The following is a 25949-nucleotide window of genomic DNA, read 5'->3' as shown; positions in this document are numbered from 1 at the left end:
GCGCAGGCTCCAGGAGATGGTGCCCGACTGCCGGCGCGACACCTGTGTCTGCGTCAGTCCCAGCACCCCTGCGACCGACCGCTGCGATTCACCCCGTTACCTGCATCAACGCGGCCACCGCCAGCCGCAGCGACTCCTCCAAGCGCAATCCCATACCACCATCTTACCTGAATCCATGCAACTTACGCATCTTCATCAGCTTTTCACTATCATCAATGCAGAAAAGCTTTCAGCGTTCTGAGGGAGCTGAAGGTTCTCGGGCATCCGGTGTGTCAGCGATCCATGCCGCCGGGATCACGCGGAAGCCGTCGGGCCGCGCGCCGGGCTTCCCGATTCGCCTGGCGCGCCTGTTCCACCGCACGATCGGACAGGCACCGCGGGCACACGAGGTCCACGACACGGCGGTGCAGGGCCCGGCGCAGCCGGAGCCCGGGCGGTGGCGGCCACCCACGGCAGTGGCGGCGCACCGTACGCCCTCCAGTGCCCAAGAGCGCGGCGACCAGGGAGACGTTGCCGGCGTAGCTGGCCAGGAGGAACGCCATCTGCGCCTGGTGGCCGGCCGGGAACCGGGCCGCGAACTCGCTGAGCTCCTCGGCCTGGAGGAGGGTGTCGTGGCGTTCGCAGCGCGGCGTCTTCTTGTTGTTCCGGGCGATGCCCCGGCGAGCTGATGTCCATAGCTCAAGAAGCCTGCCGGGGGCTGTCTGTGGACAGCGGGCTGCCATTGAGGGCTTCTCGCCTGCGCCGTCACCGACAGAGGCAGCCGCCCGTCCCTTGCAATCCGTAACGCTGCTCCCCGTGCATCTTCCCGGCGGAGGCTCCAAAGGCCCGGAACCCGCCCTGGGCACCACCGCGGTGGCTGAGGATCGGCCGATGTTTCTTGCGGATGCTCGTTGATCCAGGACAGGCCGCCGATGTCGAGGCGGTGCCGGGTACGGGTGACGGCTACGTAGGCCAAGCAGGCCTCCTTGTCGTCGATCCGGCGGACGGTTCCCTGCCCCGTGTCGTGCGGCGGCCCGTCGGAGGGTGGGGTGAAGTCGTCGGCGATCTTCACCTGCGCCCATTCCCGGCCTTTGGCCTTGTGCGCGGTGGAGACGGTCACCTCGGCCTGGTCTTCGGGGCGCGAGATGGGCCACGGCGGCCAGGATGGCGTCCGCGCCGTGGGTGTCGACCAGGTCGACCAGGGGTTGCAGATCGCGGCCGGCGGGGTCGTAGGCGGCGTAGTCCTGCAGATCGCCCCAGGTGGTGAACAGAACCAGTTCGGGGTGGGTGGTGCGGCGTCCTTCTTTGAGGTCGCGGGCTGCCAGGGCCAGAGCACGCAGGCTGTCTCCTCCCCCGGCCAGCGCGACCCGGTGTCCGTCGGACAGCAGCTCCATGACCTGGGCCATGGCGCCGACGTTGGTACGGCACAGGACCGCGTCAGGCCGGGTGACGGGGCCGAGTTCGGTGGGCACGGTGTCGGCGCCGGTGAGACGGATGGGGGCGTCGGCCAGGTACAGCCAGCGGTTGGCTTCCTCGGCGAGGCGGGGGCCGAAGCGCAAGGACCGGGAAGGGGCAAGCTGGGTGCCGTCGAAGCCGGCCATGACGTCTTTGGCGCCGCGCCAGTGGTAGATGGCCTCAGCGGAGTCGCCGACCATGACCAGCTGGGCGTGGTCGCGTTGGGCAAGGAAGATCTTCTCGACGACGGGGTTGGTGTCCTGGGCCTCGTCGAGGAGCAGGAAGTCGGCGTCGATCTTCGGCTGGGTGAGGGCCCAGATCTTGAGGTAGTGGTCATGGTCGAAGCGGACGGCGCCGTCGTCGGGGTGTTGCAGGTCCAGCCATGCCTTGCGGGCGAACGGGACAAGGTGCGCGGCGAGTTGCGCGTGCAGGCCGGGCTCTTCCAGGCCGCGCAGCTGGGGGATGTGGTGGCGGGTGATCGTCGCGTCGGCGGTGTGGCAGAAGCGGGCCACGGTGCGCAGGGTGACATAGGAGAGGGTCTTTTGGGACAGGTCGCGTTCTCCGGCGCGGATGGCTTTGGTGATGCCGAGCGCTTGGCCGGTCTGCCAGGCGGGGCGGCGGGGGGCGCCCAGGCGGCTGGCGCAGCGGTGACCGACGGCGGCGTAGGCCAGGGCGTGGGCGGTCTTGCACAGGACGCTTTTGGGGAAGCGCCTGGTGGCGTCCTGGGCGATGGCCCGGTTGTAGGCGAGGTAGCGGCCGCGGCGCTGGGTGGCGTGGGCGAGCTGGGTCAGGGTGGTGGTCTTGCCGGTGCCCGCGCCGGCTTGCAGGGCCAGGTGTTCGCCGGCGTGGAAGGCGTCGGCCGCGGCAGCCTGTTCGTCGGTCGGGTTCAGCATGGCGCGGCTCCGGAGGTGCGGGTCAGGCAGTGCCCGACGGCCGCGAGGAGATGGGCTGGGGTGGTGTGGGCGAGCAGGTGCTGCAGGGCTCGTTCGAGGCGGTCGGCCTCGGCGTCGGCGTGCTGGGCCAGTGCCCGGTGAATGGCCAGCTCCAGGAAGCGCTGAGGTGTTTGTGCTGCTTGGTCGGCCGCTGCCCTGAGGGCGGTGTGTGCGGCGGGCGCGAAGGCGACGTTGAGGAGGACCTTGCCGCTTCGGTCGGGGTAGTGCGTGGGCAGCCAGATGGATCTTTGTCGTCAGTCCGCCGCGAGACCGGCCGATGGCGTGGTTGTCCGGTTCGCTGATCGGTGCCCCTTTTTGCGGGCTCGCCCCCCGGCCGCCTCCGGCTGCGTGCTGGTGTGCGCGGACGATGGTGGAGTCCACCGAGACGGCCCAGTTGAGGTCGCCGTCGGCGTCGGCCTGGGCAATCAGCGCGGTGAACACCCGCTGCCAGGTACCGTCGATGGCCCACATCCGCAGTCGGTTGTAGACGCCTCGCCAGTTGCCGTACTTCTCCGGCAAGTGAACCCACTGCGTTCCGGTCTGGAACTTGAAGGCAATCGCGTCGATCACCTGCCGGTGATCCCGCCAGCGGCCACCCCGCTTCGGTGTCCGGTCCGGGAGCAAAGGCAATCGCGTCGATCACCTGCCGGTGATCCCGCCAGCGGCCACCCCGCTTCGGTGTCCGGTCCGGGAGCAACGGCTCGATCCTCGCCCACTGCGCGTCAGTCAACGGCATGCCCGACCAACGATCAGATGATCGGAGAGTGGCGGACTAATCCCCCGAGAAGGCAATGCGGAGTTCTTTGTCAGAGCGACAACGCAGGCCCCAGGCCAGTAGAGTCGAGACGGCCTGGCTCTCAGCGCCTCGCAGCCGAGCAAGATCTGAACCTTCAAGTTCCCGCACCATCTGGTCCACTGCCTCACCCCGCAGCAGGGTCTCCCCGTACGGATCGACGTCAGCCAGGGTGGGCAGCCGGTGTCGGCCCAACGTTTCCAGGGCCGCCCAGAGCTCACCATCGACGACTATCCGCTCAAGTGCCCCTGCTGCGGGACGCGGTCCTGCCTTCCGTCCGGTCCGAGCGGTTGAGACCCCGCGCCGCAGCTCGATGACGAGCGTCATCGCACCCCCTCGTTCTCCCTCGGACATCAATCTTACCGAGCAACAGCTCACCTTCATGATCCAAACGAGACTGCCTAGGCCCGCCAGAAGATCACTTCAGCGACTTGAGAAACGGGCACTGATTCCTTACGCCAGTGTGCGGGAACGGGCTCCTGTGCGGGTCCTGGCCTGTGCCACTGCTGCCGGCGGACTGAGGTCGGCTGGCGGGGGAACGGGGATCCCGATGTCCTGCACGATTTTCATCATCTGTGGTGAGGGAAACACCCCGAGTTCCCGCTGCAGGAACGCCTGGTATTCCTGGTATGTCTTCACGGCGCAGGCGTGGTTGCCCTCAGCGATGTGCACCTCGATGAGGATCCGGTGAGCAGTCTCGCGAACGGGGTCGATGGCGACGGCGACAAGAGCGGCTTCGAGCGCTGCGAGGTACTGCTGTTCGTCGTGCATTCGCTGCGCCAGGCTTTCCAGGGCGTGCACGCGCATCTGGTCCCACCGTTCGCGTTCCAGGGTCAGCCAATCGTCTGTCCAGCACGGCAAGAGCTCACGGCCTAGTGCGCCGACAATGACGTCGGGTGCTGCGGGCAGCGGCGAGGCACGCTCAGCGAGGGTGCGGGCCTGAGCCCATGTCTCGTGCAGGTCCACCCTCACGGTGTGGGCCAGATGCAGGCGCGGCCCTGCTATCTCGATCACCGCTGCTGTACGTGCTCGTCTGGCCTGGCACAGAGCCGAGCGGAGATTCGCGCCGGCTCTGGAGGGGTCGCAGTCCGGCCACAGTTGCTCGGAGGCAACGGTTCGGTGCATCCCATCACTTTGCAGGGCCAGGAACGCCAACAGTCGCTGCGCGGCCAGCGGCAAGGTGACCCGACCACCGTCATAGATGAAGTCGAAACCACTCAGCAGCTTGAGAACGGCTTTCGCAGACACAACCCCCACTGTGCAACTACCAAGTGCATATCGCATGCGCATGTGAATCGAGCACGGGGTCAGACACTGCGGCGGGTAGCCGCTGGCCTAAGCAGGCGAAGGGCTGTCCAGCGGCAGGAACGCTTGGGGGGCATCTCAGCAACGCTTCCGCAACGCATTCGAGCGGTCGGGCAACGTTGGGCCAACGCGCTTGCCCGAGTGTCAGACGTGTGAGTTTCCGGCAGGAAACCACCGGCCAGGTGATCTGAAAGAAGGCGCCATGGAGATCCGCTCGGTACTCAGGGACGTGGCAGTCCCCCAGGAGGATCTTTTCGGAACCTCCGAGGTGTGCGTCGCCGTGCTCGACGGGCCGGTCGACCTCACGCACCCGTGTTTCCAGGGCGCCGACGTCACGCAGATCGACACGCTCGTGCGCGAGCCCGCCGGGCAGGGGCCCATGTCGGTGCATGGCACGCATGTGGCCAGCCTGCTCTTCGGCCAGGGGACCAGTCCGATCACAGGCATGCTTCCACGGTGCCGCGGGCTGATCCTTCCCGTGTTCCGTGACCTGAGCCCGGATCGCGTTCCGCAAGTGGATCTTGCACGGGCCATAGAGCGCGCCGTGCAGGAGGGAGCGCACGTCATCAACATCAGCGGCGGTGAGCGCACGGCCGATGGGCAGGCGGATCATCTGCTGGCCCACACCTTGCAGCGCTGCGAGGAACTCGGTGTCCTCGTCGTCTCGGCGGTGGGCAACGACGGATGTGACTGCCTGCAAGTACCCGCTGCTGTGCCGAGCGTGTTGTCCGTAGGTGCGACATCCGCCGTGGGGGCACCTCTTGAATTCAACAACTGGGGCGCGGTCTACCAGCGCAACGGCGTCCTGGCGCCCGGGGAGGACATCGACGGCGCCGTCCCCGGCGGTGGCCACCGCCTGTTGACGGGAAGCAGTTTCGCCACACCGGCAGTCGCGGGCGTAGCCGGCCTGCTGGTGTCGGCACAGGTCCGATCGGGTCGCGAGGCGAATCCGAAGGCCGTGGGGCGGCTGATCTTGCAGACGGCCACTCCCCCGGCGTGTCTGCCTGACGAGAACGCTGAGTGCCGCCGCCATCTGGGCGGGCACCTCAACGCAGCCCTTGCCTATCAGTCGATCGTCGCTCACCACACGCCGGTGGCACGCGAAGAAGCGGCTCAGAGAGACCAAACCCGCATAGGCGCACCACAGCAGCTGCCTCAGCTCGCTACCGCGGGCGTCCAGCCCTCACAGAGGGCTACCCACACCACCACGAGCCAGAAAGCCACCTCCATGGAAACCACAGGCCCTCCCGCCGCGCCGTCACAGGAACTCGGCGCTCCTGCGGAGATCGCAAGCCCGTCGCCGCAACAGGGGTCCGTACCGTCAGACGGCCTGCGCCCGTCCTGTACTTGCAACGGTTGCGCAGGCGACACCACACCACACGGGGCCGCAGCGCCGGCGAACAACGAGCAACCTCTGCTTGAGCAGCACGACGATGCGGCCATCGTCGACGAAGTCCGTCAGGCTTCGCTCCACGCCGCCGCCACGCCTCCCGGCCCCGGCACGACGTCAGGGGCGGTTCCCGCTGCTCCCACCATGGCGGCCGGACCACCGTTGCCGGCCGGAGGCGTGCGCCCCGCGTGCTCAGCGACCCAGTACGGCCCACGCCCCTTGGTGTATGTCATCGGCACCATCAACTACGACTTCGGAACCGAGGCACGTCGTGACTCCTTCCGCCAGGAGATGCCGGACGTCGAAGTGCCCGGTCCTGACGGCCCGGTCGTCTACCCGGCCAACGTGTATGACCCGGGGCAGATGCGCGACTACTTGTCCGCGGCTCCCTGGGAGTGCGGCAAGCTGCACTTCACTCTCGAGATCGACAAGATGCCGGCCTACGTCCTCGAAGCCGAGCCCGCGGTGGGCATGGAATGGGGAGGGCCCGTGCCCCCCGCGCCGGACGAGTCGGATGCCACGTACAGGCAGCCGCGCATGCCCGGAGCGTCTCCAGAGCCGCCCACTTCGCTGTCCGAGCATTGGTACCCTCCGGTCTCGCACGTCTACAAGGTGCTGCGCGACGCAGTCTGGGGACAGTCCCGGCCTCGGCAGGAGATCAACGAGTACGTCTCACGGGTCTCCATCCCAGGGGTGCTGACCGACCGCACCGCACGGCTGTTCAACGGGATGACACTGCCCGTTCTGGAAGTACAGAGCCGTGGCATCGCAACCTGGAATGAAGCCAAGCTGGTGCACTCGGTGACTGACAGCGTCCTCGATGACGCCAAGGAGCGGGACGTCAGGATCGACAAGGCCAACCTCGAGAAGACCATCCGCGCGCTTTTCGACAAGCTGTACAACCAGTTCCGCAACCTCGGGCAGAGCTCTGCGGACAGGGCACTGAACTATGCCGGCACCAACGCCTACCAGTTCGGCAGCGACATCATGCAGGGGCTGCTGTCAGCCAAGCACGTTCCTGGGCCGGAAGACCGCCTGTACACGCTGGATCGCATCACCGTCTCCAAGAGCCCGTTCAGCCGTCCCAATTCGGACTGCCAAGACGTCTACATCAGCTTCATAGACCCGGAGAACGACCAAAGAGCCAGGGTTACCTACGTCTACACCATCGATGTCAGCGACCTCCCGGGTGTGAGCCTGGTGCCGACCCGGACGTTCCTCGGTGACATGTAACACCGCTCGCCTCCTCACGCGAAAGCGAAAGAAGCTCGTGATGAACGGCAAAGACAAGCACTCCAGCATGGCGTTGCCACTGCAGGCACGCCCGGTGAATCGAGAGTCCACCCCTGGGGTGGCGGCAGGCGCGCAGGCGGGCCCGGGCGTAGAAGCAGCAGCTCGCTGTAGCCAGATGAAGGGACTGGCCCGGCAGATGTGCTACGCGTCCAAAGGCGCCTACGTGTGAGTCGGTCATGGAATCCGCACCGATGCCACATGCAAGAGGGCCGCCGCTGCCTCGTACGCACTCGGATGAACCAGGGGAAGGCTCCAGCCTTCCGCAGTATCGGACGAAGGGAACGACCATGCGCAAGCAGACCGAACGGGTGACGGACAGGCGGCAGAAGCCTTCCGGCCTGGCGATGCCCCGACAGGCACCGCCCATCGACCGCACCGGCGCCACCACAGCCCACTCCCCCGGCACCAGCCCCGGCGTCGAGCCGAGCGGCTTCCTCACCTCGATGCTCTCGAAGCTGCTGCCCATCTGAGGCGACACGAGACAGCCGGCGGCGGTGCCGTCGCCCCTCGCAACGGACCGCCGCTGACTGCCCACAAAGCCCTAATCCCCCAAGGGAACGACCATGCGCAAGCAGACCGAACGGGTGACGGACAGGCGGCAGAAGCCTTCCGGCCTGGCGATGCCCCGACAGGCACCGCCCATCGACCGCACCGGCGCCACCACAGCCCACTCCCCCGGCACCAGCCCCGGCGTCGAGCCGAGCAACTTCTTCAAGACGCTGACCCGGATCCTCGATATCTGACCTGAAGGTCCCGCGTAGGCGCGAGGCAGTGCGCCTCGACCGCCCGCGCGGGACCGCCGTCCGAGCGACCAACCATGGGCACCTCGGCCTCAGTGACCAGGCCCCCGGGGTGCGCCTGTGCTGGAGACACCCATGAGACTCAAACTGCCCCTCCAGGGCTCGATCGACCGAGCCGTCCCCTACAGGCCCTTCTTCATCAAGTCCCCCTACAAAGAGGACGGCGTCATCAAATGGCGGCAGCACGAGATCGGAGGTCAAAACAGACACGACCCGGGTGACCCGGGGCCCTGCGTGGATCCGGAGCAGTGCGACGACTCCGTCGCTGGCGTGTCAGAAGGCGAGGCGCTGTGACCCGTTTCTCGACGGATCAGCTGGCTGTCACCCCAAATGCACCGGCCGCGGGCGTAGGAGCCAGCGATATCAGGCCGCGGCCAAGCACAAGCTGGGAGGAACTGTGTCCGCGCTCAAGTCCGCCATTGCCTGGCCCAACGACAAGGTCTACCTCTTCTTCGACGACAACCACTACGACAGGTACGACGGGATCACAGGCAACCTCGAAGCCAGCGGCAGGCCCATCGCTGCGTGGGACGGGCTGGCCACATCACCTGACGCCTTCGTCTGGTGGGGAGCCGGCAAGGCCTACGCCTTCCTCGGTTCGACGTACGTCCGATACGACGAGTCCAAGGATCGCGTCGACCCCGCGTACAGGCCGCCGGACGGCCACCCCCTCCCCCTGGCACCCAGTTGGCCGGGCCTCCCCGATGGGTCACGCGGCGGCATGAATTGGCAGGCCGGCATCGACGCCGCCATGAACTGGGGAACGGGCAAGCTCTACCTCTTCAAAGGTGATTCCTACCTCCGCTACGACATCACTGCCGACCGGGTCGACCCTGCGTACCCACGGAAGATCGCCTCAGCCTGGCCCGGGGTCTTCACGGCCGGCTTGGACGCTGCCCTCTACCCAGGGGGGCGCTTCGCCTACTTCTTCCACAACCACACCTACCAGCGCTTCGATGTGGACGAGGATCGCGTAACCGAGAGCGGCGCCCTCTCGACGTTCCACCCCACCACACCCGCAGGAGCGCTCCAGCCCGCGAGGCTTCTCACGGCCCCCCAAGCCAACGGGTTGCTGGCGGACCTGATCCGGCGCGGCAAGCTCACCCTCAAAAGCCCGCCCTTCGTGGACGGCCCCGCAGGTGTCGTCTCCCCGAAACCAGACCAGCGCGTCGCTGTGAAGCCCCCACGGATCGATGGCATCCGCTACACCAACGAGATCGCTCCCAGCGCCGACGTCATGGACAACATCGACCAGCGGATGCTCATGGCGCTCTACCGGCTCACCAGGTGGCTCAACTCCTCCGCACCGGACGTCGCGGAGGTTCTTCACCTCGGGATCGGCCACGGTTCCGGACCGCCCAATGACTGCCACAACCAGGGGCGCGCCCTCGACTTCTCCGGCCTGGTCGGCAAGGTAGCCGGCACCTCGTTCCACAGGTCCGTACAGACACACTGGGGCTCCCTGCCCAACGGGCCCAGCGTGCGGATATCGCCTTCCGTCGACCCTTTGGCCTTCTCCCTCTTCTCCACCGCCTTCCGGTACGCGACGTTCGAATGTGAGGCCAACGGCATCGGCGTCGGAAACAAGTGGCCCGTGCCGGACCTTGGGGGCTCGGGATTCGTCATCTACCCCGACTACGGGGGAGACCCCCACCTGCGCGCAGCTCACCAGAACCACATCCACATGCAGGTAGGACGTACACGGGCATGACCTGGCCACGAGAGACGGGCTCATCGCTGTGGCAGGCAAAGGCCTTGGTGCTGCTGGGCGGAAACGACGACGGGGACCGGCCGGCCACCTCCAGGGAGTGACTGTGCCCTCAGACACGGCCTTCGAAGCTCCTGGGGAAAGCACCCGCCGCGATCGTCATGCGGCTATCTCCATACCGGCCCTGTCAGACCGGAGAGGGGCTGCGCAACAGTCCTTCGCCTGGCAGGCTGTGAACGGTCCGATCTCACCGCGGCTTCCTCCGGGGGGCGCCCGGGCCGGTGAGTCCTGCAGGCTCCAAGATCGTGCGGCTTCCCAGGCCCAGCGCCCCCACCCCTACTAGGGTGTGTTTCGAAAGTAGCGTCGTCCGCCCGGAGGGCGGGGCCGGGGGCGTCTGGGGCGTGCGATCGCAAGGCGGAGGTCGGAGAGCGCAGCGGGCTGCGCCGACGGCCGACAACGCCGCGAGCGTGCGTGCCGGGCGTTCCCGGCCAGACGGGACTTTCGAAACACGCCCTAGGCAGCCAGGAGACCCGCCACCCGGCCCAGGATCGCTGACACAGCGGCCTTTGCCACCAGGCTCGTCGCATGAGGCGCGGCACGAGTCACAGTTCCCTGGCTGGGTGAGAATCCAGGTCCGAGGAGTCGAACGAGGCTCGGCCGTACATGGCTCGCTTGAGCATATTCACCCGGTGAATGTGTCCTTCGACGGCGCCGGAACACCAGGGCATGGTGAGGCCGGCGGTGACGGCGTCGAGGTGGACTGAACCCGTGCCCTGCTCGAGGGCGATCCACCGGGCTGATGCTTCCGCTGGGTAGGCACCCGGCTGTGATGCGGATCCCGGGCTGCAGCGCCGGGTCTGAAAGCAACTCGCCTCCGACCCACGTGGTTGAGCCGGGACGGACACGGAAGATCCACCTGTGGTCGTACCGGAGGGAGACCAGCGGCCGATGACGGCCGGCCCGCGCGCTTCTACCGTCACTTCCATGAAGACGTCACGCACACTGCGCCCGGCGACCGCCGCGGTCGTCGCCCTCCTCACCCTGGCCACAGCCGCTCCGGCGGCGTTCGCACAAGCTCCGGCCGTCCCGGCATCCGCCGCCGCCGCCACGACCGCTCCCGCCTCCGGCCCCGCCCGCCCCGCGGCCACCGGTGTGCTGCTGCCCGAGCCCACGGGCCGGGCGGAGGTGGGCCGTTCGGCTCTCCACCTCGTGGACCCCTCGCGGCCAGACCTCTGGATGCCCGAGCGCCGGCGCGAGCTGATGGTGGACCTGTACTACCCCGCGCGCTCCACGGCGGCCGCACCCTCCCGGTACGCGGACCGGCGCGAGGCGCAGCTGCTCCTCGCGGAGGTGGGGGTGCGCGAGGAGGCGGTCGTGGAGACGCTGAGCGCCACGCGTTCCCACAGCTCCCTCCACGCCCGCCCGCAGCCCGGGAAGCATCCGCTGGTGCTCCTCTCCCCCGGCTTCGGGGCGCCCCGGTTCACCCTGACCACGCTCGCCGAGGACCTGGCGAGCCGCGGTTACGTGGTCGCCGCGGTGGACCACGCCTACGAGTCGTCGGGGACGGTGTTCCCCGGCGGGCGCGTACTGACCTGTGTGGCGTGCCGGAAGGCCGAGACAGCAGAGGACATGCGCAAGGCGACCGTCAACCGCGGACGGGACCTGTCGTTCGTTCTCGACCGGCTGACCGGCCCGCGCCCGGCGTGGCGATACGCCGGCCTCATCGACCGGCAGCGTATCGGGGCCGCCGGCCACTCGCTGGGCGGTGCCGCGGCGGCCTCCGTCATGGCGAACGATCACCGCGTCCGGGCGGGCGTCAACATGGACGGCGCCTTCGGGGACCCCGTACCGGAGCAGGGGCTCGGTGGACGGCCGTTCCTGATGTTCGGCACGGACGACGCCGCCCACCAGCCGGGAGGCGAGGACGCGACCTGGGACGCCGCGTGGCGGAACCTGGACGGGTGGAAGCGGTGGCTCGCGGTGACGGGAGCACACCACTTCACCTTCTCGGACGTGCCCGTCCTCTTCGACCAGCTGCGCGTGCCGTACCCGGACGCGCAGCCGACGATCCCGGCCGCACGCGCGATCGGCGTGGTGCGCACCTACACGGGTGCCTTCTTCGACCTGCACCTGCGGGGCCGGCCCCAGCCGCTCCTCGACGGCCCCGCGGCGGACAACCCGGAGGTACGGTTCAACCACCCCGGGCGGTAAGGCCGCACGCTGCGCCGGCGGCCCTTCACAACGGACAGCCCTCGATCAAGGCGGTGACCGGGAGCTGCGGCGGACAGGACCTTGGGCTGATGCAGGACGGCCACCGCCCCTTTCGATGCGGCCGAGGCCGATGACGTAACGCCCAAGGTCCTGTCCGTTTCCGGGGAAGCAGGTGTGCAAGAGGGCGGCCATCGTGTCCACCCCGGGCACGGTGGATCGCTCCGGCGTTGGTTGCAGCCGGAGAATCCAGCTCAGCGGCGCCCGGTGGATTTTCTCTGCAGGGCCCAGACGTAGTACCAGGGATTGTGGGTGGGCCTGCGGCTGCCCTTCTCCGCGACCAGGGCGCCCAGGACACCCAGGACGCCGCCGCCTCCGCCGAGGACCGTGAGTGCTGATTCCAGAGCAGGTCCATACACCGCGACAAGGACCGCTCCGGTCGTTCCCACCACCGCGCCCGTGGTGGCGAGGGCCCGCGTGCGCCGGGCCTGCGTCATCTGTGCCCGCAGGCCGTGTACGTGCTCGCTGATCTCCTGCGACAGTACGTAGAGGGCACGTTCGGACTGCACGCAGTCCATGGCGTCGTCCATGCGCAGCAACGCCAGGCGCAGGAAGGCGCGGAACGCTGTGTAGGAATCGAACTCCTCAACGGTGATCTGAGCGAAGTCCCGCAGCCCGACCCCGGCCAGGAACGGCAGATCGATCTCCAGGACCGGGCGCACCAGGGGGCCCGTCAGGGGCCGCGCCGTGGCTGTCTCCACAGCACGGCCGTTGCGCACCAGGAAATCGACCGCGGATGGTCCCGTGTACGGGCCGCGTGTTCGCCGGTGTCCCCGGCGGTCGTTCCCGGGGCGGCCGTACGTCGGCAGATACCACACCAGCCCTGCCCGCAACAGCGGCTCCGCCTCCAGCACCCAGCGTCCCAGCTTGCCGGGATCCGGGCAGAACATGCCGTACGGCTCCGCAGCCGGCGGCCGGGACTGGGCCGCACCGAGCGGCACCGCGTCCACCGGGTCGAACGGCTGACTGTCACCCCCTCCCACGGCGCCGAGCCGGATGAAGTTGCCGTTACCGCTGTGCGACAGCAGCAACGTGTCCGAGACAAGGGGTACCCGTTGCGTCAGCCGGGTGAAGTCCCGCTGCCGGGCGGCCAGCCCGACGCAGAAGGGAACACCCTCCAACCTGCGCCGGTCCCGCAGCGTCACCTCATCACGCACCCACGACGCACGCAGCACATAGCGGCCATACGCCTGTGCCACGGCTTCCGGATCACCACGCTTGCTGCGATCAAGCTGCTGGAAAAAGGCTGTCATCTGACGACCGACCGCTTCGTTCTGCACGGCACTTCCGCGAGAGAACACCCTGCGAGGATCCTCCAGGCGCCGGTAGGAAGTCCAGAGGCTGACGGCTCCAGCGAAGCGTGGCCGTGGTCCGTGGTCCGTGGTCCGCCGCAAGCTGCGGGCGCCGCTCGGCTGCTCCCCGGGTAACACCGACATCGACGCTGGACACTCACGCTTTCGGACGTTCTCCCGGGTCCGGCCGAGCAATGGGCATCATGGGCGCAGGGGCAGCACCACCAGATCCTCCCGGTGGGAAGCCGTGCGCTCGGGGATGACGCGTTCCCCCGACACAAGGGGCGTCGCAGCCCGTCCAGACCCGCCAGCGAAGTGGCTGCGACCATTGCGCATACGGCCGGGGGCATGCTCAAGGCACCGGCCCTGGCCACCCGAAACCGCCCCCGCCCGATCAGCGAGGCACTGGCGTGGCACAGCAGGACCGAACCCGCGCACGACAACCGGTGGCGTCCCCAAACCGGCTGACTGTGCGCAACACGGGGCAGCCCGGGGGCTGCCCCGCCACCAAGCGGCGGAGCCGGACACGGGCCACCTGCCGGCCACGACAGCCCCTAAACCGGCGTCAGAACTGCCGGACCAGCATCCATATGACGAAGGCTACGACCAGCACCCCGATCGCCCGGTCCATGGTGTACCCCTTGCGGGTGGGCTCGGTGGCGTCCGGGTTCTTCACCCAGCCCCGCTGCAGGGATCTGTTCATCTTCCACAGCAGTTGCGGACGTATGACCTGGACCAGGCCCATGACCAGAAAGAGGCCCAGGAACGGAATGAGGAGGAAATTGCCGCCGTCGCCGCCCGCAGCGACCCGCACCACCGCGTAGTAATCCATGAATCCTCTGATGCCCGAACTCCCCCACCGATAACGGAGGATGTCGTCCGGTGGATGGTTGAGTACACCGTCCAGCCGCCACTCGGCCGGGTCGGTCGTCAAGGACGCCCGGGTTGGGGATCCGGCAGGGGTCGGTTCCACGACGGCGCCCCTGCGGGCCAGTCCGCCGGGAGGGGGGACAGTGCGCAGGAATGCCGAGCGGCCAGACGCTCACCACCGCGTCTTAAGCGTGCGTACCGTCCGCCGCTCCCCGGCACGGCTCTCCGGCCGTCGTGGTGTGGTCCGCATCGCCGTACCGGCAGACGGCCGGCAGCGTACCGGCAGACGGCCGGCAGCCGGCCCGGGCGCCGCGCCCGCTCGCCTGCCGATCGGCGGCGCCCAGCGGCAGCCCGGTTTCACTGTGCGCGCCCTGCGGGAAGGGCGGCCGTCTGTCAGGCGTTGGTGTACTGCGCGGCGTACTGCCTGCTGGGCGGGACGACGGTGATGACGTCGACCAGTACACCGTCCGGGGCGGCGATGATGAAATGGCGCTGGCCGAACTCCTCCGTACGCAGTGACAGAACTTCGGGCAGGCCCGCCCCCGTCACGAGTCGCCGGTACTCGGAGTCGACGTCGTCCACCTCGAAGTTCAGCAGCAATCCGCCCTGCAGCGCGGCCCGGTGGCCTTCGGGGACGGTCGGATGGGCGTGGCCGAGGAGGGCCAGTTCGTAGTGCGGGGCGTCGGAGCGGCGCAGGCTGACGTACCAGTCGGCCTCGAAGGTCACTCCGAAGCCGAGGTGGCGGGTGTAGAAGTCGCGGGAAGCCGCCACGTCGCGGCTGGCGAGCACCGGGTAGAAGCCGCTGAGCCTGTTGGGCACGGTCGTGGGTTCGCTGGTCATGACAGTGGTTCTCCAGTCCCTTTTCACATACCCCGGGTATGTGAGTCGTGGCGCTAGCATACCCCCGGTACGCGAAAGGGAAAGGGCGGTGCGGACGATGACGGTCAGCCGGGCGGAGCAGCGGGCGGCCACGCGGCGGGCGCTGCTGGACGAAGGACGGCGACGGTTCGCCGCCGAGGGGTACCACCATGTGGTGCTGGCCGAGGTCGCGCGGGCCGCGGGGGTGACCAAGGGGGCCGCGTACCACCACTTCGACAGCAAAGCCGGGCTCTTCCGGGCCGTCGTCCGCGAAGTGCAGCAGGAACTGGGCGAGCGGGTCGCGACCGAAGCCGAACGGCACGAAGACCTCTGGGAGCAGCTGCGGGCGGGCTGCCGGGCCTTCCTCCAAGCGGGCACCGACCCGGCCGTGCGGCAGATCCTGCTGACCGACGCACCGACCGTCCTGGGCTGGGACGAATGGCGCGCCCAGGACGAGGAAGCCTCCGCCCGCCACCTCGCCGAGGCCCTGACCGCGCTCACCGAGGCCGGCATCATCACCGGCCAGCCGGCGCAGCCCCTGACCCGGCTGCTCTCGGGGGCGATGAACGAGGCCGCGCTCTGGATCGCACGAGGTGGGGACACCCAGGCCGCGGAAGTGGCACTCGACCGGCTCCTGGCGGGACTGCGCACCCCGGCCTGACCCCCCACGCGCCCACACCATGCGCGCGGGTCGGTGCGGCGAAGGCTCACCGCGTCAACGCCGCGCCCCGGTCAGCTCTGAGGAGACCGGCGTCGCCCGTCAGCAAGGCGGTGGCCGGCACCGTCGCCGGGCACAAGCCGACTCGCCGCCACGGGAGGAACCACGCGGGCTTACGTCACATCAGGGCCCCTTCCTGGCCTCGGTGAACAGGAGCCCTAACCACCTCCAGCGCCCGGCGGACAACATCCCCAGAAGCGGCGAGCAGCGGCAGACGGACGGCCGGGGCAGGGATGCGGCCCCGGGCATACAGCACCGCCTTGATCACAGCCGGGTTCGGCTCAGCGAAGAGCACGGCCGACAGGCGGGCCAATACGGCCCCCAGACGGCGGGCCGGACCAGCGGCCCCGCCATGCCACAAAGCGATCAACTCGGCATAATCGGCGGTACAGATATTCGCCTCTCCTCGGGGCCGCGCACCTGCTGTTCGCCGACCGGACAAGCGCCCCGCCGCAGATCGCCACTGTCCGCAAGACGGTGACCACCATCATCGCCGGTACCTGCAGCCACCTCAGTCGTAGGGGGCCGCCGGTCAGGTGACACAGGATTGTGCTGCGCGTCCAACAGGCTGAGCAGGTGCCTTGCTTCGTGGATGAGAGCGGTACCCACGGGAGTGGCTGCGAGGGGGCTGGTCCGTTCGATTCTCTGAACGCCTGCAGCCTCTCCAGGGCATGCAGCATCCGTGTCCGGGTGCACTCGCTTCGATGTGCCACGGAGGGACGACGTCCCGCCCACTCCGGGACAGCTTGCACCGCCACTTCCCCTACGTTTCGCCATGGCAATCCCTTCCTTCGCAGGGGGGCGAAGGATGCGGCGGGATGGTGGCGCGGTGTTCAGCGCGCGTCGACGGCACGGGGAGTGTGCCTCGTTCCGGGCGTGGCGGCGGCCGGGGCCGTTGCGGCGGCTTCCGCGGGCCTGCGGATGCCGACCGCGCTCAGCACCCCGTTGATCACGAGTGCGACCACGGCCCAGACCAGAGCGGCCCGCAGTCCGGGCAGGAAGTGACCGGACGACGCCTGGCCGACGAGCAGACCCATCACCGCGACGCCGATGAGCCCGCCCAACTGCCGCGACGCGTTCAGGACACCGGAGGCGATTCCGGCGTTGGCCGGGTCCACCGACCCGAGCATGGCGTTCGTCATGGAGGGGACGACCAGGCCGATGCCGAAGCCGGCGACGATGAACTGCACGACCATGTTCGCGTACGCACCGGAGTCGGGAGCCGGCACCGTGGCGAGGAAACCGACTGCGGCGAGGGTGTTGCCAGCAGTCAGAACGGCTCGGGCACCGTAGTGCTTGACCAGCGCCCCGCACGCCAGGTTCGCGACCATGATGGCGGCGGTCATCGGCAGGAACGCAAGTCCGGCTCCGACGGGCGAGTACGCCCAGACCTGCTGGAAGAAGAGGCTGAAGACGAAGATCAGGCCGTAGAAGGAGAAATTCAGCAGCACACCGATGAGGGAGGTGGAGCTGAACGCCTTCCGGCTGAAGAGGTGGAGCGGCAGCATCGGATCGCTGCTGCGGCGTTCCACCGCGATGAAGCCGGCCAGGGAGACCAGGAAGACGCTCACGCAGGTCAGGACGAGCGTGGAGGTCCAGCCTTGCGCGTTCGCCTCCACGATCGCTCCGGTGAGGGCGCCCAGCCCGATGACGGCGAGGAGTTGGCCCGGCAGGTCGAGCGAGCGGCGGACCGAGGCGTCGCGGGCGGGGGCGGGCAGCGCGTACGCCCGGACGAGCAGGATTCCTACGGCCGCGATGGGGACGTTGACGTAGAAGATGGAACGCCAGCCGAGGGAGTCCACCAGGACACCGCCCACGACCGGGCCGAGCGCGAGTGCGACTCCGCCGGCCGCGGCCCAGAGGCTGACGGCACGCGTGCGCCCGGCCGAGTCGGGGAAGTTGGTGTTCACGATCGACAGGGACGAGGGCACGATCATCGCGGCGCCGATGCCCTGGAGGACGCGAGCGACGATGAGGGTGACCAGCGAGGGGGCCGCGCCGCAGGCCAGGGACGTCACGGCGAAGAGGCCGAAGCCCCACATGAAGATCTGCCTGGGGTCGTACCGGTCGTCCATGGCGCCGGCGGTGAGGAGGAAAGCCGCGAAGGTGAGGGTGTAGCCGTTGATCACCCACTCCAGACCGGACAGGCTGCCTCCGAAGTCCGCGGCGAGTGCCTTGGTGGCGACGTTCACGACACTGACGTCCAGGATGACGACCACGAAGCCGAGGCACGAGGCGAGGAGCGTCAGCCACGGCCGGGACGCAGGGTGTTGGGTGTGTGACACAAGTTTCCTTCTTTGCGCGCCTGCGGGCGGGCGATGAGGACAGATGAGGGGGCGGGAGTCGGGCGGCGCGCCACTAACCCGGATAGACTGTTCGCCTGCAAGCGAACATCTGGAGTGTACGCAGATCATCGAACACTCTGCAATCCGTGTACGTCACACGTCACGGACCAAGCGAGTCGGGACGGAGCAGCCCCGCCATGACGGCACACAGACAACGGGCAGCGGCAACCACCAGCCATCGCACGCCCCCGGTCCACACCGACCCCGGTGACGTGCCGCTGGAAACGGCGCTGCTCGCACTCGCCGACCCGGTGCGGCAGTCGCTGGTGCGCGAGTTGGCCGGGGCCGGCGACTGGGAGCGGTCGTGCGGGAGCTTCGACGTACCGGTCACCAAGGCAACCCTGAGCCGCCACTTCGCCGTACTGCGTGAGGCCGGGCTCCTGGAGCAGCGCGACGCCGGGTCCAAACGGCTCAACCGCCTGCGGCGCGCCGAATTCGACGAGCACTTCCCCGGGTTGCTCGACCTGGTCCTGCGCCACCACGCCGAGGGACTGGGCGCGGGCTAGACCGCAAGCAACGCACGGACCACCCCTAGGGGCCGTCTTGTCGATCATGTGTTGAACCGGATGAGGGTGCTGGCGAGGGTGGCGGCGGTGAGGTAGCGGCCGGGACGCTCGTCGTAGCGGGTGGCGACGCCCCACCACTGCTTGAGGCGGTGGAAGCAGCGCTCGACGACGTTGCGACGCCGCTGGAGGGACTTGCCGAAGGTGCAGGGCCGTTCCCGCCGCCGTTTCCGGCCGGCGAGCTGCTCGACCCGTGCGCCGTCGACGGATCGTCCATTTCCGAGCGAAGCGCTTACGGGCTCCCCCGCTTGCGGTCGATGGACACAGCCGCTTCAGCGGCCCGCGCAGCTCGCCGTACGGGACGTGCAACACCTCGTTGCCGCCGATAGGGAGGAGGTGAAGGCGAAGAAGTACGGCGGCATGTCATGGACGAGGCAAACGGCGGTCCGGCCGCCGGGGCCAACTCGCCGCGGGGGCGCCCCGAACGACATCTGCGGGCCGTCACACGCAGCTCGCCGCTGACGAGTCGGCCGTCGGGCAGGTTTCAGGGCCACGTCCGCGAGCTCTGAGAAGCTGTTCTGCTTATGGCTACTCCGTCGGCTCACACCGACGCCAGGTCGGGCTTCGGCCACGCGGTGAAGGCGACAGCTCGTGAGAGGGGTGAGGGCCCAGGCCCCCGCCGACGTGGTGGCCGGGGCCTGGGAGTGGTTCAGTCGTCCTGCCTGTTCGCGTGCTTGGGCAGGCTGAACATCAGCGCCCACATCAGGGCCAGGAGGGCGCCGACCCACCACAGCACGTTGACGAACGCGTCGCGGTTGACCGCACCGTCGGGAGAGCCGCCGGTCTTGGCGAAGAACACCACGGCGGTCAGCGCCGTGCCCAGCGCGATGCCCAGGTGAATGGCGGTGTTGAACAAGCCCGAGGCCGAGCCCGCGTCATCGTGCGGGACTCTGGCCAACGACAAGTCGGTGAGCGGGCCGGAGACCATGCCCAGACCGAAGCCGATCAGGACCACCGGAGCAGTCATCGTCAGAAGGGTCAGGTCGGCCTGGTGGCTGCCGATCTGGAGCCCGTAGGCAGCCATCGCAACGGTCGTGATGAGGACTCCGGTCTGCGGCAGACGGCGGGCGAAACGCCCTGCGGTCTTCGCCGCGACCGTCGCGCCGCCCAGTTCTCCCACGGAAAGCAGCACGAAGGCCAGGGCCGCGTAGATCGGGCTCAGACCCAGTCCGCGCTGCAGGTACAGCGTCCAGGTCATGAAGAACAGGCCACACAGCAGGCCGTGCAACAGGTCCGCGGCCATGCCTCCGGAGAACTGCCTGACCCGGAAGAGGGGCAGGGTTACCAGCGGGGCGTTGCCCTGCATGTGCCACTGTTGGCGCAGGAACACGCCGACGACAAGGGTGCCGGCGGCGAGCATGACGAAGCACCACAGCGGCCACCCGCGGGCGTGGCCCTCGGTGAGCGGGAAGAGGACCAGGACGATGGCCAGGCCGGACAGCAGCATGCCGACCACGTCAAGCCGGTCGGCCTTGCGGACCGTCGATTCGGGAATAAACGTGCGTCCGAGGAGGAGGACGGCCAGCCCGACGGGCACATTGACCAGAAAGATCGGCCGCCAGGACAGCCCGAACAGATCGGCCTGGGTGAGCACGCCTCCCAGGACCGGGCCCAGGACGTTGGCGATGGCCAGGACCGCCCCGTACAGACCGAACGCCTTGCTGCGGTTCTGTCCCTCGAAGGTGACGTGCATGGTCGCCAGGACCTGCGGAATCATCACGGCCACGCCGACGCCCTGGAGCAGGCGGGCGCCGATCAGCATGCCTGGGCCGGTGGCCAGACCGCACAGCAACGAGGCGACGGTGAACACGGCGGTGCCGATGAGCAGGATCCTGCGCCGGCCGTAGATGTCACCGAGCCGTCCGCCGGTGATCAGCCCGACGGCGACGGGCAGGGAATAGGCGGTGCTCAGCCACTGCACCGCTACCGGTCCGGAGCCGGTCGACTCCTGGATCGCGGGCAGGGCGGTCAGAACCACCGACTGGTCGAGCATGTTCATCAGCTCGGCCGTGAGGAGTACCAAGAGGGTGATCCAGGCCGCAAGGGCCATTTTCCTCGGGCGGTGAGGTGCTGGGGAGGTCGGGGGCTGGGTGGTGTGCTGCGGCTCGTTGCCGAGCGCGGAAGGAGACATGACGGGAATACTCCTGATCCAAAGGAATCGGGGAGCCCTGCCGACAGCCGCACCGAGGCCGGAAAACACCGAAGCCCGGGGCAGACGGCAGAGCTGCACCCGGGAAAGAAGACTGGGGGTGGGTGACGCAACTCAGACCAGCGCGACGTCCGCCCCCGGACACGTGCGACAACACAGCACGTGGGGAACACGGACGACTACATGGCCTGGTTAATAGGACGTCACCCCAAGATCGACACAGAAGGAACAGGAAGTCCGATCACTGACACCGACACGTCGGCACAGGAACCGAATTATCGTACGGCACCCCGGACGCCGCCGCACACCAGCTAGCGCGGCACGCCCCTCCGGATGACCGACGCACGTACAACCGACCGGCCCCAGTGTCAGAGACGGCGCCCTCACCCCGAGGGCGACGCCGCGCCCCTCTGGCTGAGTCGGGAAACGGCTACCCGATCCAGCTCTGCATACGACCCGGACGTACCCCCCGGAACCGTCCGGTGTTCGGGGCACCACCGCCTTAAGACGGGTCGCGTCCGCGCTCGGAGCGGGGCGCACGTATCCCCAGACGGTCGGTTCAGCGGATGCGGGGGACGGTGACCACCGTGTCTGAGCGATACCGGTGGCCAGCATTTCTGGTTCCAGCTCCGCGGCGGTGGAGTTGTAGCCGTGGCCGACGCTGCGCTCGTGCAACTGCGTCGCGGCCCGGGTCCTACGGCGATGAGCGGAAGCGCGGCGGCGAGCGACGGGGGCGCGGTCAGCCGTGGGCAAGCGCTCCGGCCGTCCGGCACGTCAGGGGTCGCGAACGCCGGCCCACCGCCGTGCAGAAGGCGGAGAAGTTGCCGGCAACGGTCCGCGTCCAGCGGCTGGGCTTGGGCAGTGCCCGCAAGAAGCCTGACAGCCTCGCTGTCGGCAAGACGAATAGAACGGCCCCCGCCCTGAGTACCTGCGCGCGAAGACGTCTTCCTCGTTTCCGTAGCTGCCGCTCTCCTGGGCCTCTGGCTCCCTGTGTGAGAGCCCAACAGTTCTAGAAATCCATTGCCATCACCACGTACAGGCACGCAATGAATGCGACGACACAGGTGACAGCCATGGCGATCAGTAGGCAGCCGAGCACACCTGCCGCGCCAGCAATCGCTGCCCAGCCGAACCGTGTGGCTCGTTCGGCCACCTGGACGGCGTCGCGGAATTCACCGTCGTCGTCCCATCTGTGGTCAGTCACACGATCACCCCCGGTTGGACCTTACAGCCCCGCTGTTCCGCGTTCATGGCGGTCCAGGCCTGCACTGAGCCGGCCTCGTGGAGCGGGCGGTCCGGGGAGGACCCCGTCGGGTCAGGGACCGTAGCGGGCTCGCATGTCAGGCGATCAGGACGCCCGGGTTGAGGATGCCGTGCGGATCGAGGGCGGTTTTGGCGGCGTGCAGGGCCAGGGTGAAGGGGTGGGGGCGCTGGAGGTCGTAGGTGGGGCGGTGGTCGCGGCCGGTGGCGTGGTGGTGGGTGATGGTCGCGCGGTGGCGGTGCAGTACGTCGCTCGCGGCGGCCTTGATGTCGTCCCAGACGGCCACTTCGTCTCCGGGCCGGCCGGCGGCCAGCACCGTGAAGTAGGGGGCGGCGCCGTCCGGGTAGACGTGCGTCAGGCGGCAGTTGACGGTGGCCGGGTGTCCAGTGGCCTTGAGGGCGGCAGCTGCGACCTCGGTGCGGACGGCGTCGATCAGGGTGGGCACCCTGTCCCAGGTGGCGGCGGTCTCGAAGGTCTCGACGACGGCGCCCATGCGGGCCAGGCCGTCCCGAAGGTAAGGCATGCGCAGGAAGGCCGAGCGCCAGGCGCTGACGGCCGCGTCGACCGGGGCGTCGGGGTCCGTCTTCCTCGGTCGGCCCTTGCCACCGTGAGCGCGCGCCAGTTCCAGGGCAGTGGTGAGGCGGTCGTCGACGGGGGCGGTGGCCGATTCGAAGCCCAGGACCAGAACCGCCGATCCGTCGTGGGAGGCGCCGGACATCCGGGCCTCGCCGGCATCGAGGAGGCGGCAGTTGGCCGGGGTGAGATCGGACTGGGCGATGGTGCGCACCGCGTCCAGTGCCTGGCCGAAGTCCGCGAAGGTGACGGAAGCCGACGCCTTGAACCTCGGGCGCTCCTGCAGGCGCATCCAGGCCTCGGTGATGACGCCCAGCGCCCCTTCGGAGCCGAGGAACAAGCGGTCCGGTGACGGCCCGGCACCGGATGCCGGCAGACGCCAGGACTCGCCGGCCCCGGCGGGGGTGACCACGCGCAGCGACTGCACGAAGTCGTCGATGTGCGTACGGCCGGTGGCGTAGTGGCCCCCGGCCCGGGTGGCCAGCCAGCCGCCAAGTGTGGAGAACTCGAAGCTCTGCGGGAAATGGCGCAACGTCAGGCCGTGCGGTCGCAACTGCGCTTCCAGTACGGGCCCGAGAGCACCGGCCTGGATGCGGGCCGACCGGCCGACCGTGTCGATCTCCAGAACCCGGTCCATCGAGGTCAGGTCGAGTGACAGCACCGCCCGGTGGTCGTCCCCGCGGTACTCGACGCCACCGACGACCGAGGACCCGCCCCCGAAGGGGATGACGGCCACGTTCTGCTCGCCGGCCCAGTGCAGCACATCGGCCACGTCCCGCTCGTCGGCCGGCCGCGCCACCAGGTCGGGGATCCGGCCGGGCCGACCGCGCAACGCCCGGATCACGTCCCGGTAGGCCTTGCCCATGGCGTGGGCCGCCCGCACCCCGGGGTCGTCGGTGATGCGGTCCGCCAGCGCCGGCGGGGCCGTTGCGCGGGGGCGGCCGATCCGCAGGTCGGCAACCCGGGGTACGGGGAGCGGGCGGGGCAGGGTGCCCGGTACCAGGGCGCCCATGGCGGCGCACTCGGTGTCGTCGGGATGGGCGTCGGTGTAGCCCCAGCCCCACCAGGAGCGGGCGCGGGTGGTGCCGGGACCGGACGGGGTGGCGCGCATAGGGGTGCTCCCAGCAGGGTCAAGTGAATGTACCCAACGGTAATTTACCTTAGGGTAATATCGCGCTCATGACAACACTCCCGTCCAGGGCCGGCACCAAAGGCGTCCCCCGAGCCGCACGCGAACAGCAGGTGCTGGCCGCAGCCACCGAGGAGTTCGGCCGGCACGGTTTCGAGGCCACCACCATGACCGTCGTCGCCGCCCGAGTCGGCGTCACCAAGCCCCTGTTGCACCAGTACTTCGGCAGCAAGCAGGACCTCTACCTCGCCTGCCTCACCCCCATCGGCGACCGGCTGCTGGACGCCCTACGTGCCGCGATGGCCGAGCACGGCACCGGCTCGCCACCCACCGCCCTGCGCGTCCTGCACGCCCTGTTCACCGCCCTGGACGCGCAGCGCACGGCGTGGTTCGTCCTGTACGACGCCACACTGCCGCCCGGCAGCGAGGCGGCACAACGCGCGGCCCACTACCGCAGCGCCATCGACGACCTCGCGGCCCTTGGCACCGCCGGCCTCCTACAGACCGCGGGAACCGAGGAACCGCTCGGCGCCGACGCCCTCCAGGCGGCGGGAACCCGCGACCCGCTCGACGCCGACGCCCTGAAGTACGCCTGGCGCGGCCTGTGCAGCGCCCTCGTCCGCTGGTGGGTCAACCATCCCGAAGAGTCCCCGGAAGCCATGACCCAACGCTGCGCACGCCTCTTCGCAGCCGGCCGCACCCTCCTGGCCACCTCCGACGTCGACACCTGAGCCGGATGTACGCCTTGCTGAGCGTCGAGCGGTGCCGTCCGGCACGGTCAGGACTGTGCGGCGAGTTCCTCGGCCATCCGCTGGAACTGTCCCAGGTCGTAGTTGGCCACCGTCCTGTCCAGGTTGGTCAGGGCCGCGAGGTGCTCGACGAAGCCCTCGGGCTCGTACTCGAGCTGGATGGTGACACGGCTGGTGGTGTCACTCAGCCGGTGGAAGGTCACGACACCGGCGTGCTGGGTACCGGCCGTCGCCTTCCAGGCGATGCGCTCCTCCGGGACGACCTCGGTCAGCTCGGCGGTGAAGTACTTGTCGGCCCCGGGCAGGGCCAGCCACCACGTGAACCGGCGCTCGTCGATCCGGTCGACCCGCTGGACGTGGGTGAGGAACCGCGGCCACTTCGTGACGTCGCTCCACAGCTGCCAGATCAGGGAGACGGGCGCCTGCGTGTCCACTGTTTCGACCAGCGAGGATGACATGGGAGTGACTTCCCTTCTGAGATGACTCGGATGCCCTGCGGCTCCGACCGGCGACAGTGCCGCCCTTCTACCCGCACGTCCCCGGCTGATGCGGGACAGCGCGGCGTACGCGACAGGTGCCTCCATCCGGGCGACGCGAGGCTCATCCGGCGTGCTGAGCCCCAGTTTCCGCGAACCGCGTCCGACGTGCCCGGCTGCTCCTAGACTGGTGGTCCGGTCGGCAGGGTGGAGGGCCGGAGACGGCGCGGCTCCTGGCGGGCGGGGCTCAAGGGCACCGTGCGCGGGGGCGTGAGCGAGGGAGCCGTTATGGCATCGGAGAATTCCTCCGCCGGCAAGACCTGGGCGACCACGATGATGGTGCTCGGCGTACTGGGCCTGGTGGTGGCGGTGTTCGGCCTGGTCCCGCCGTACTGGAGCACCTTCTTCAACACGCCGAGCCGAGCGGACGTCCCTGGCGCCCAGCAGGACGCGGCACCGCCCGTGCCGTCGGACACGGCTCCCCGTCCGGACGCCCCGGCCGCGACGTACCCACCGCCCGGGGACCGCGCGCCCGCCAACGACGAGCCCGCACAGGCGACTTCGCAGCCCGATCCGCCGGCCGCTGACGACCCGGGGGGCCGTGGGGCCCCGGCGGACGACGGGGCCCGGGAGGAGCCCGACCTCCCGGAGGAACCCGAGGCCCTCGACACCGGGCACTCCGGCCCGCTGAACGTGTCGATCGACATGGGCACCCGCGGCAAGGTCGGCCCCGCCACCTACCGGCGCGGCGCCACTCCGGGGGCCAACACCAAGGTGTACGACCGTGCCGGCCGCATTGACACCGGTTGCTACGTCCAGTGGATCCTCAGCCGGGGTGACACCGTCGTACAGACCGAGACCAGCGATCGCTGCCGGCCTCCGGGCGTCACCTTGTTCAACTTCGGTGACAGCCTGGACGAAGTCGGCGGTTACCGCCTGACGGCCGACGTCACCACCGACTGGGGCGAGAAGGGCAGCGCCACCGCGACCTTCACCGTGGTGGCGGGCGACTGACGAGGCTCCTGCTCCCCCGAACCTCGGAG

At 69.1% G+C, this 25949-nt stretch carries 20 protein-coding genes and 5 pseudogenes; 11 read left to right on the top strand and 14 right to left on the bottom strand.

Annotation, left to right across the window (positions count from 1 at the left end; translation table 11 throughout):
* The 5 genes and pseudogenes from EIZ62_RS32665 to EIZ62_RS31780 form a co-directional block, all read right to left on the bottom strand.
* Positions 1-154 (bottom strand): annotated as a pseudogene (locus EIZ62_RS32665) (XRE family transcriptional regulator); the annotation flags it as partial.
* A gap of 714 nt (positions 155-868) precedes the next feature.
* A pseudogene (locus EIZ62_RS31795) lies at positions 869-2324 on the bottom strand (UvrD-helicase domain-containing protein); the annotation flags it as partial.
* A 315-nt stretch (positions 2325-2639) separates the two neighbouring features.
* A pseudogene (locus tag EIZ62_RS33005) lies at positions 2640-2990 on the bottom strand (transposase); the annotation flags it as partial.
* A gap of 10 nt (positions 2991-3000) precedes the next feature.
* A pseudogene (locus tag EIZ62_RS31785) lies at positions 3001-3102 on the bottom strand (transposase); the annotation flags it as partial.
* A gap of 510 nt (positions 3103-3612) precedes the next feature.
* Complete coding sequence (locus EIZ62_RS31780; protein ID WP_167536291.1) at positions 3613-4407, bottom strand: AfsR/SARP family transcriptional regulator; 795 nt, start codon at positions 4405-4407, stop codon at positions 3613-3615.
* A gap of 259 nt (positions 4408-4666) precedes the next feature.
* Here EIZ62_RS31780 and EIZ62_RS31775 point away from each other — a divergent pair, with 259 nt between their 5' ends.
* From EIZ62_RS31775 to EIZ62_RS31755, 6 genes are all read left to right on the top strand, one after another.
* Positions 4667-7087 (top strand): S8 family serine peptidase, encoded by a 2421-nt coding sequence (locus EIZ62_RS31775; protein ID WP_156690668.1) that lies wholly within the window; start codon positions 4667-4669, stop codon positions 7085-7087.
* Positions 7088-7434: 347 nt separating this feature from the next.
* Entirely contained in the window at positions 7435-7617 is a 183-nt protein-coding gene (locus tag EIZ62_RS31770) for a hypothetical protein (protein ID WP_156690669.1), read from the top strand.
* A gap of 93 nt (positions 7618-7710) precedes the next feature.
* On the top strand, positions 7711-7890 hold the full coding sequence (locus tag EIZ62_RS31765; protein ID WP_156690670.1) for a hypothetical protein: 180 nt from the start codon (positions 7711-7713) through the stop codon (positions 7888-7890).
* 132 nt (positions 7891-8022) lie between these two features.
* Positions 8023-8241 carry a hypothetical protein gene (locus EIZ62_RS32080; RefSeq protein ID WP_167536292.1) on the top strand — a complete coding sequence of 73 codons (219 nt, stop codon included), beginning with the start codon at positions 8023-8025 and terminating at the stop codon, positions 8239-8241.
* A gap of 103 nt (positions 8242-8344) precedes the next feature.
* The gene (locus EIZ62_RS31760) at positions 8345-9658 is read left to right on the top strand and encodes a hemopexin repeat-containing protein (protein WP_167536454.1); all 1314 of its coding nucleotides are present in this window, start codon (positions 8345-8347) and stop codon (positions 9656-9658) included.
* 981 nt (positions 9659-10639) lie between these two features.
* A complete protein-coding gene (locus EIZ62_RS31755) occupies positions 10640-11866 on the top strand; it encodes an alpha/beta hydrolase family protein (RefSeq protein WP_156690673.1) in 1227 nt (408 codons plus the stop codon).
* Between the two features lie 251 nt (positions 11867-12117).
* On the opposite strand, the gene EIZ62_RS31750 is transcribed toward EIZ62_RS31755, so the two are convergent.
* The 3 genes from EIZ62_RS31750 to EIZ62_RS31740 form a co-directional block, all read right to left on the bottom strand.
* Positions 12118-13203, bottom strand: coding sequence for a hypothetical protein (locus tag EIZ62_RS31750; RefSeq protein ID WP_156690674.1), 1086 nt, complete (start codon positions 13201-13203; stop codon positions 12118-12120).
* A gap of 577 nt (positions 13204-13780) precedes the next feature.
* Positions 13781-14047, bottom strand: coding sequence for a DUF6199 family natural product biosynthesis protein (locus EIZ62_RS31745; RefSeq protein WP_167536294.1), 267 nt, complete (start codon positions 14045-14047; stop codon positions 13781-13783).
* Between the two features lie 431 nt (positions 14048-14478).
* Positions 14479-14925 carry a VOC family protein gene (locus tag EIZ62_RS31740; protein WP_208827715.1) on the bottom strand — a complete coding sequence of 149 codons (447 nt, stop codon included), beginning with the start codon at positions 14923-14925 and terminating at the stop codon, positions 14479-14481.
* A gap of 97 nt (positions 14926-15022) precedes the next feature.
* Between EIZ62_RS31740 and EIZ62_RS31735 the strand changes: the two genes are divergently transcribed.
* The gene (locus tag EIZ62_RS31735) at positions 15023-15604 is read left to right on the top strand and encodes a TetR/AcrR family transcriptional regulator (RefSeq protein ID WP_156696102.1); all 582 of its coding nucleotides are present in this window, start codon (positions 15023-15025) and stop codon (positions 15602-15604) included.
* Between the two features lie 175 nt (positions 15605-15779).
* On the opposite strand, the gene EIZ62_RS31730 is transcribed toward EIZ62_RS31735, so the two are convergent.
* The gene (locus EIZ62_RS31730) at positions 15780-16103 is read right to left on the bottom strand and encodes a dihydrodipicolinate synthase family protein (protein WP_156696098.1); all 324 of its coding nucleotides are present in this window, start codon (positions 16101-16103) and stop codon (positions 15780-15782) included.
* On the opposite strand from EIZ62_RS31730, the pseudogene EIZ62_RS32660 reads away from it, so the two are divergent.
* Positions 16064-16182: pseudogene (locus EIZ62_RS32660) on the top strand (TetR/AcrR family transcriptional regulator); the annotation flags it as partial. The gene EIZ62_RS31730 and the pseudogene EIZ62_RS32660 overlap by 40 nt on opposite strands.
* A gap of 312 nt (positions 16183-16494) precedes the next feature.
* Here EIZ62_RS32660 and EIZ62_RS31725 read toward each other — a convergent pair.
* Positions 16495-17946 (bottom strand): MFS transporter, encoded by a 1452-nt coding sequence (locus EIZ62_RS31725; protein WP_244376074.1) that lies wholly within the window; start codon positions 17944-17946, stop codon positions 16495-16497.
* Positions 17947-18143: 197 nt separating this feature from the next.
* On the opposite strand from EIZ62_RS31725, the gene EIZ62_RS31720 reads away from it, so the two are divergent.
* Positions 18144-18512 carry an ArsR/SmtB family transcription factor gene (locus EIZ62_RS31720; RefSeq protein WP_156696096.1) on the top strand — a complete coding sequence of 123 codons (369 nt, stop codon included), beginning with the start codon at positions 18144-18146 and terminating at the stop codon, positions 18510-18512.
* Between the two features lie 706 nt (positions 18513-19218).
* Here the strand turns inward: EIZ62_RS31720 and EIZ62_RS31710 are convergent.
* The 3 genes from EIZ62_RS31710 to EIZ62_RS31700 all read right to left on the bottom strand — a co-directional run bounded on the left by EIZ62_RS31710 (position 19219) and on the right by EIZ62_RS31700 (position 23663).
* Positions 19219-20619, bottom strand: a complete 1401-nt coding sequence (locus EIZ62_RS31710) for an MFS transporter (RefSeq protein WP_244376072.1) — start codon at positions 20617-20619, stop codon at positions 19219-19221.
* Positions 20620-21727: 1108 nt separating this feature from the next.
* Positions 21728-21922 carry a hypothetical protein gene (locus EIZ62_RS31705; RefSeq protein ID WP_156696095.1) on the bottom strand — a complete coding sequence of 65 codons (195 nt, stop codon included), beginning with the start codon at positions 21920-21922 and terminating at the stop codon, positions 21728-21730.
* A gap of 136 nt (positions 21923-22058) precedes the next feature.
* Positions 22059-23663 carry an FAD-binding oxidoreductase gene (locus tag EIZ62_RS31700; RefSeq protein WP_156696094.1) on the bottom strand — a complete coding sequence of 535 codons (1605 nt, stop codon included), beginning with the start codon at positions 23661-23663 and terminating at the stop codon, positions 22059-22061.
* A gap of 68 nt (positions 23664-23731) precedes the next feature.
* On the opposite strand from EIZ62_RS31700, the gene EIZ62_RS31695 reads away from it, so the two are divergent.
* On the top strand, positions 23732-24412 hold the full coding sequence (locus EIZ62_RS31695) for a TetR/AcrR family transcriptional regulator (protein ID WP_156696093.1): 681 nt from the start codon (positions 23732-23734) through the stop codon (positions 24410-24412).
* Between the two features lie 47 nt (positions 24413-24459).
* Here EIZ62_RS31695 and EIZ62_RS31690 read toward each other — a convergent pair whose 3' ends face one another.
* Positions 24460-24888 (bottom strand): SRPBCC family protein, encoded by a 429-nt coding sequence (locus EIZ62_RS31690; protein WP_156696092.1) that lies wholly within the window; start codon positions 24886-24888, stop codon positions 24460-24462.
* Positions 24889-25194: 306 nt separating this feature from the next.
* Between EIZ62_RS31690 and EIZ62_RS31685 the strand changes: the two genes are divergently transcribed.
* Positions 25195-25920 carry a hypothetical protein gene (locus EIZ62_RS31685; protein ID WP_156696091.1) on the top strand — a complete coding sequence of 242 codons (726 nt, stop codon included), beginning with the start codon at positions 25195-25197 and terminating at the stop codon, positions 25918-25920.
* Positions 25921-25949 lie beyond the last annotated feature (29 nt).

This window comes from Streptomyces ficellus, from assembly GCF_009739905.1.
In the GTDB taxonomy this organism is placed as follows: domain Bacteria; phylum Actinomycetota; class Actinomycetes; order Streptomycetales; family Streptomycetaceae; genus Streptomyces; species Streptomyces ficellus_A.
This window is presented reverse-complemented; position numbering and strand designations above follow the sequence as displayed.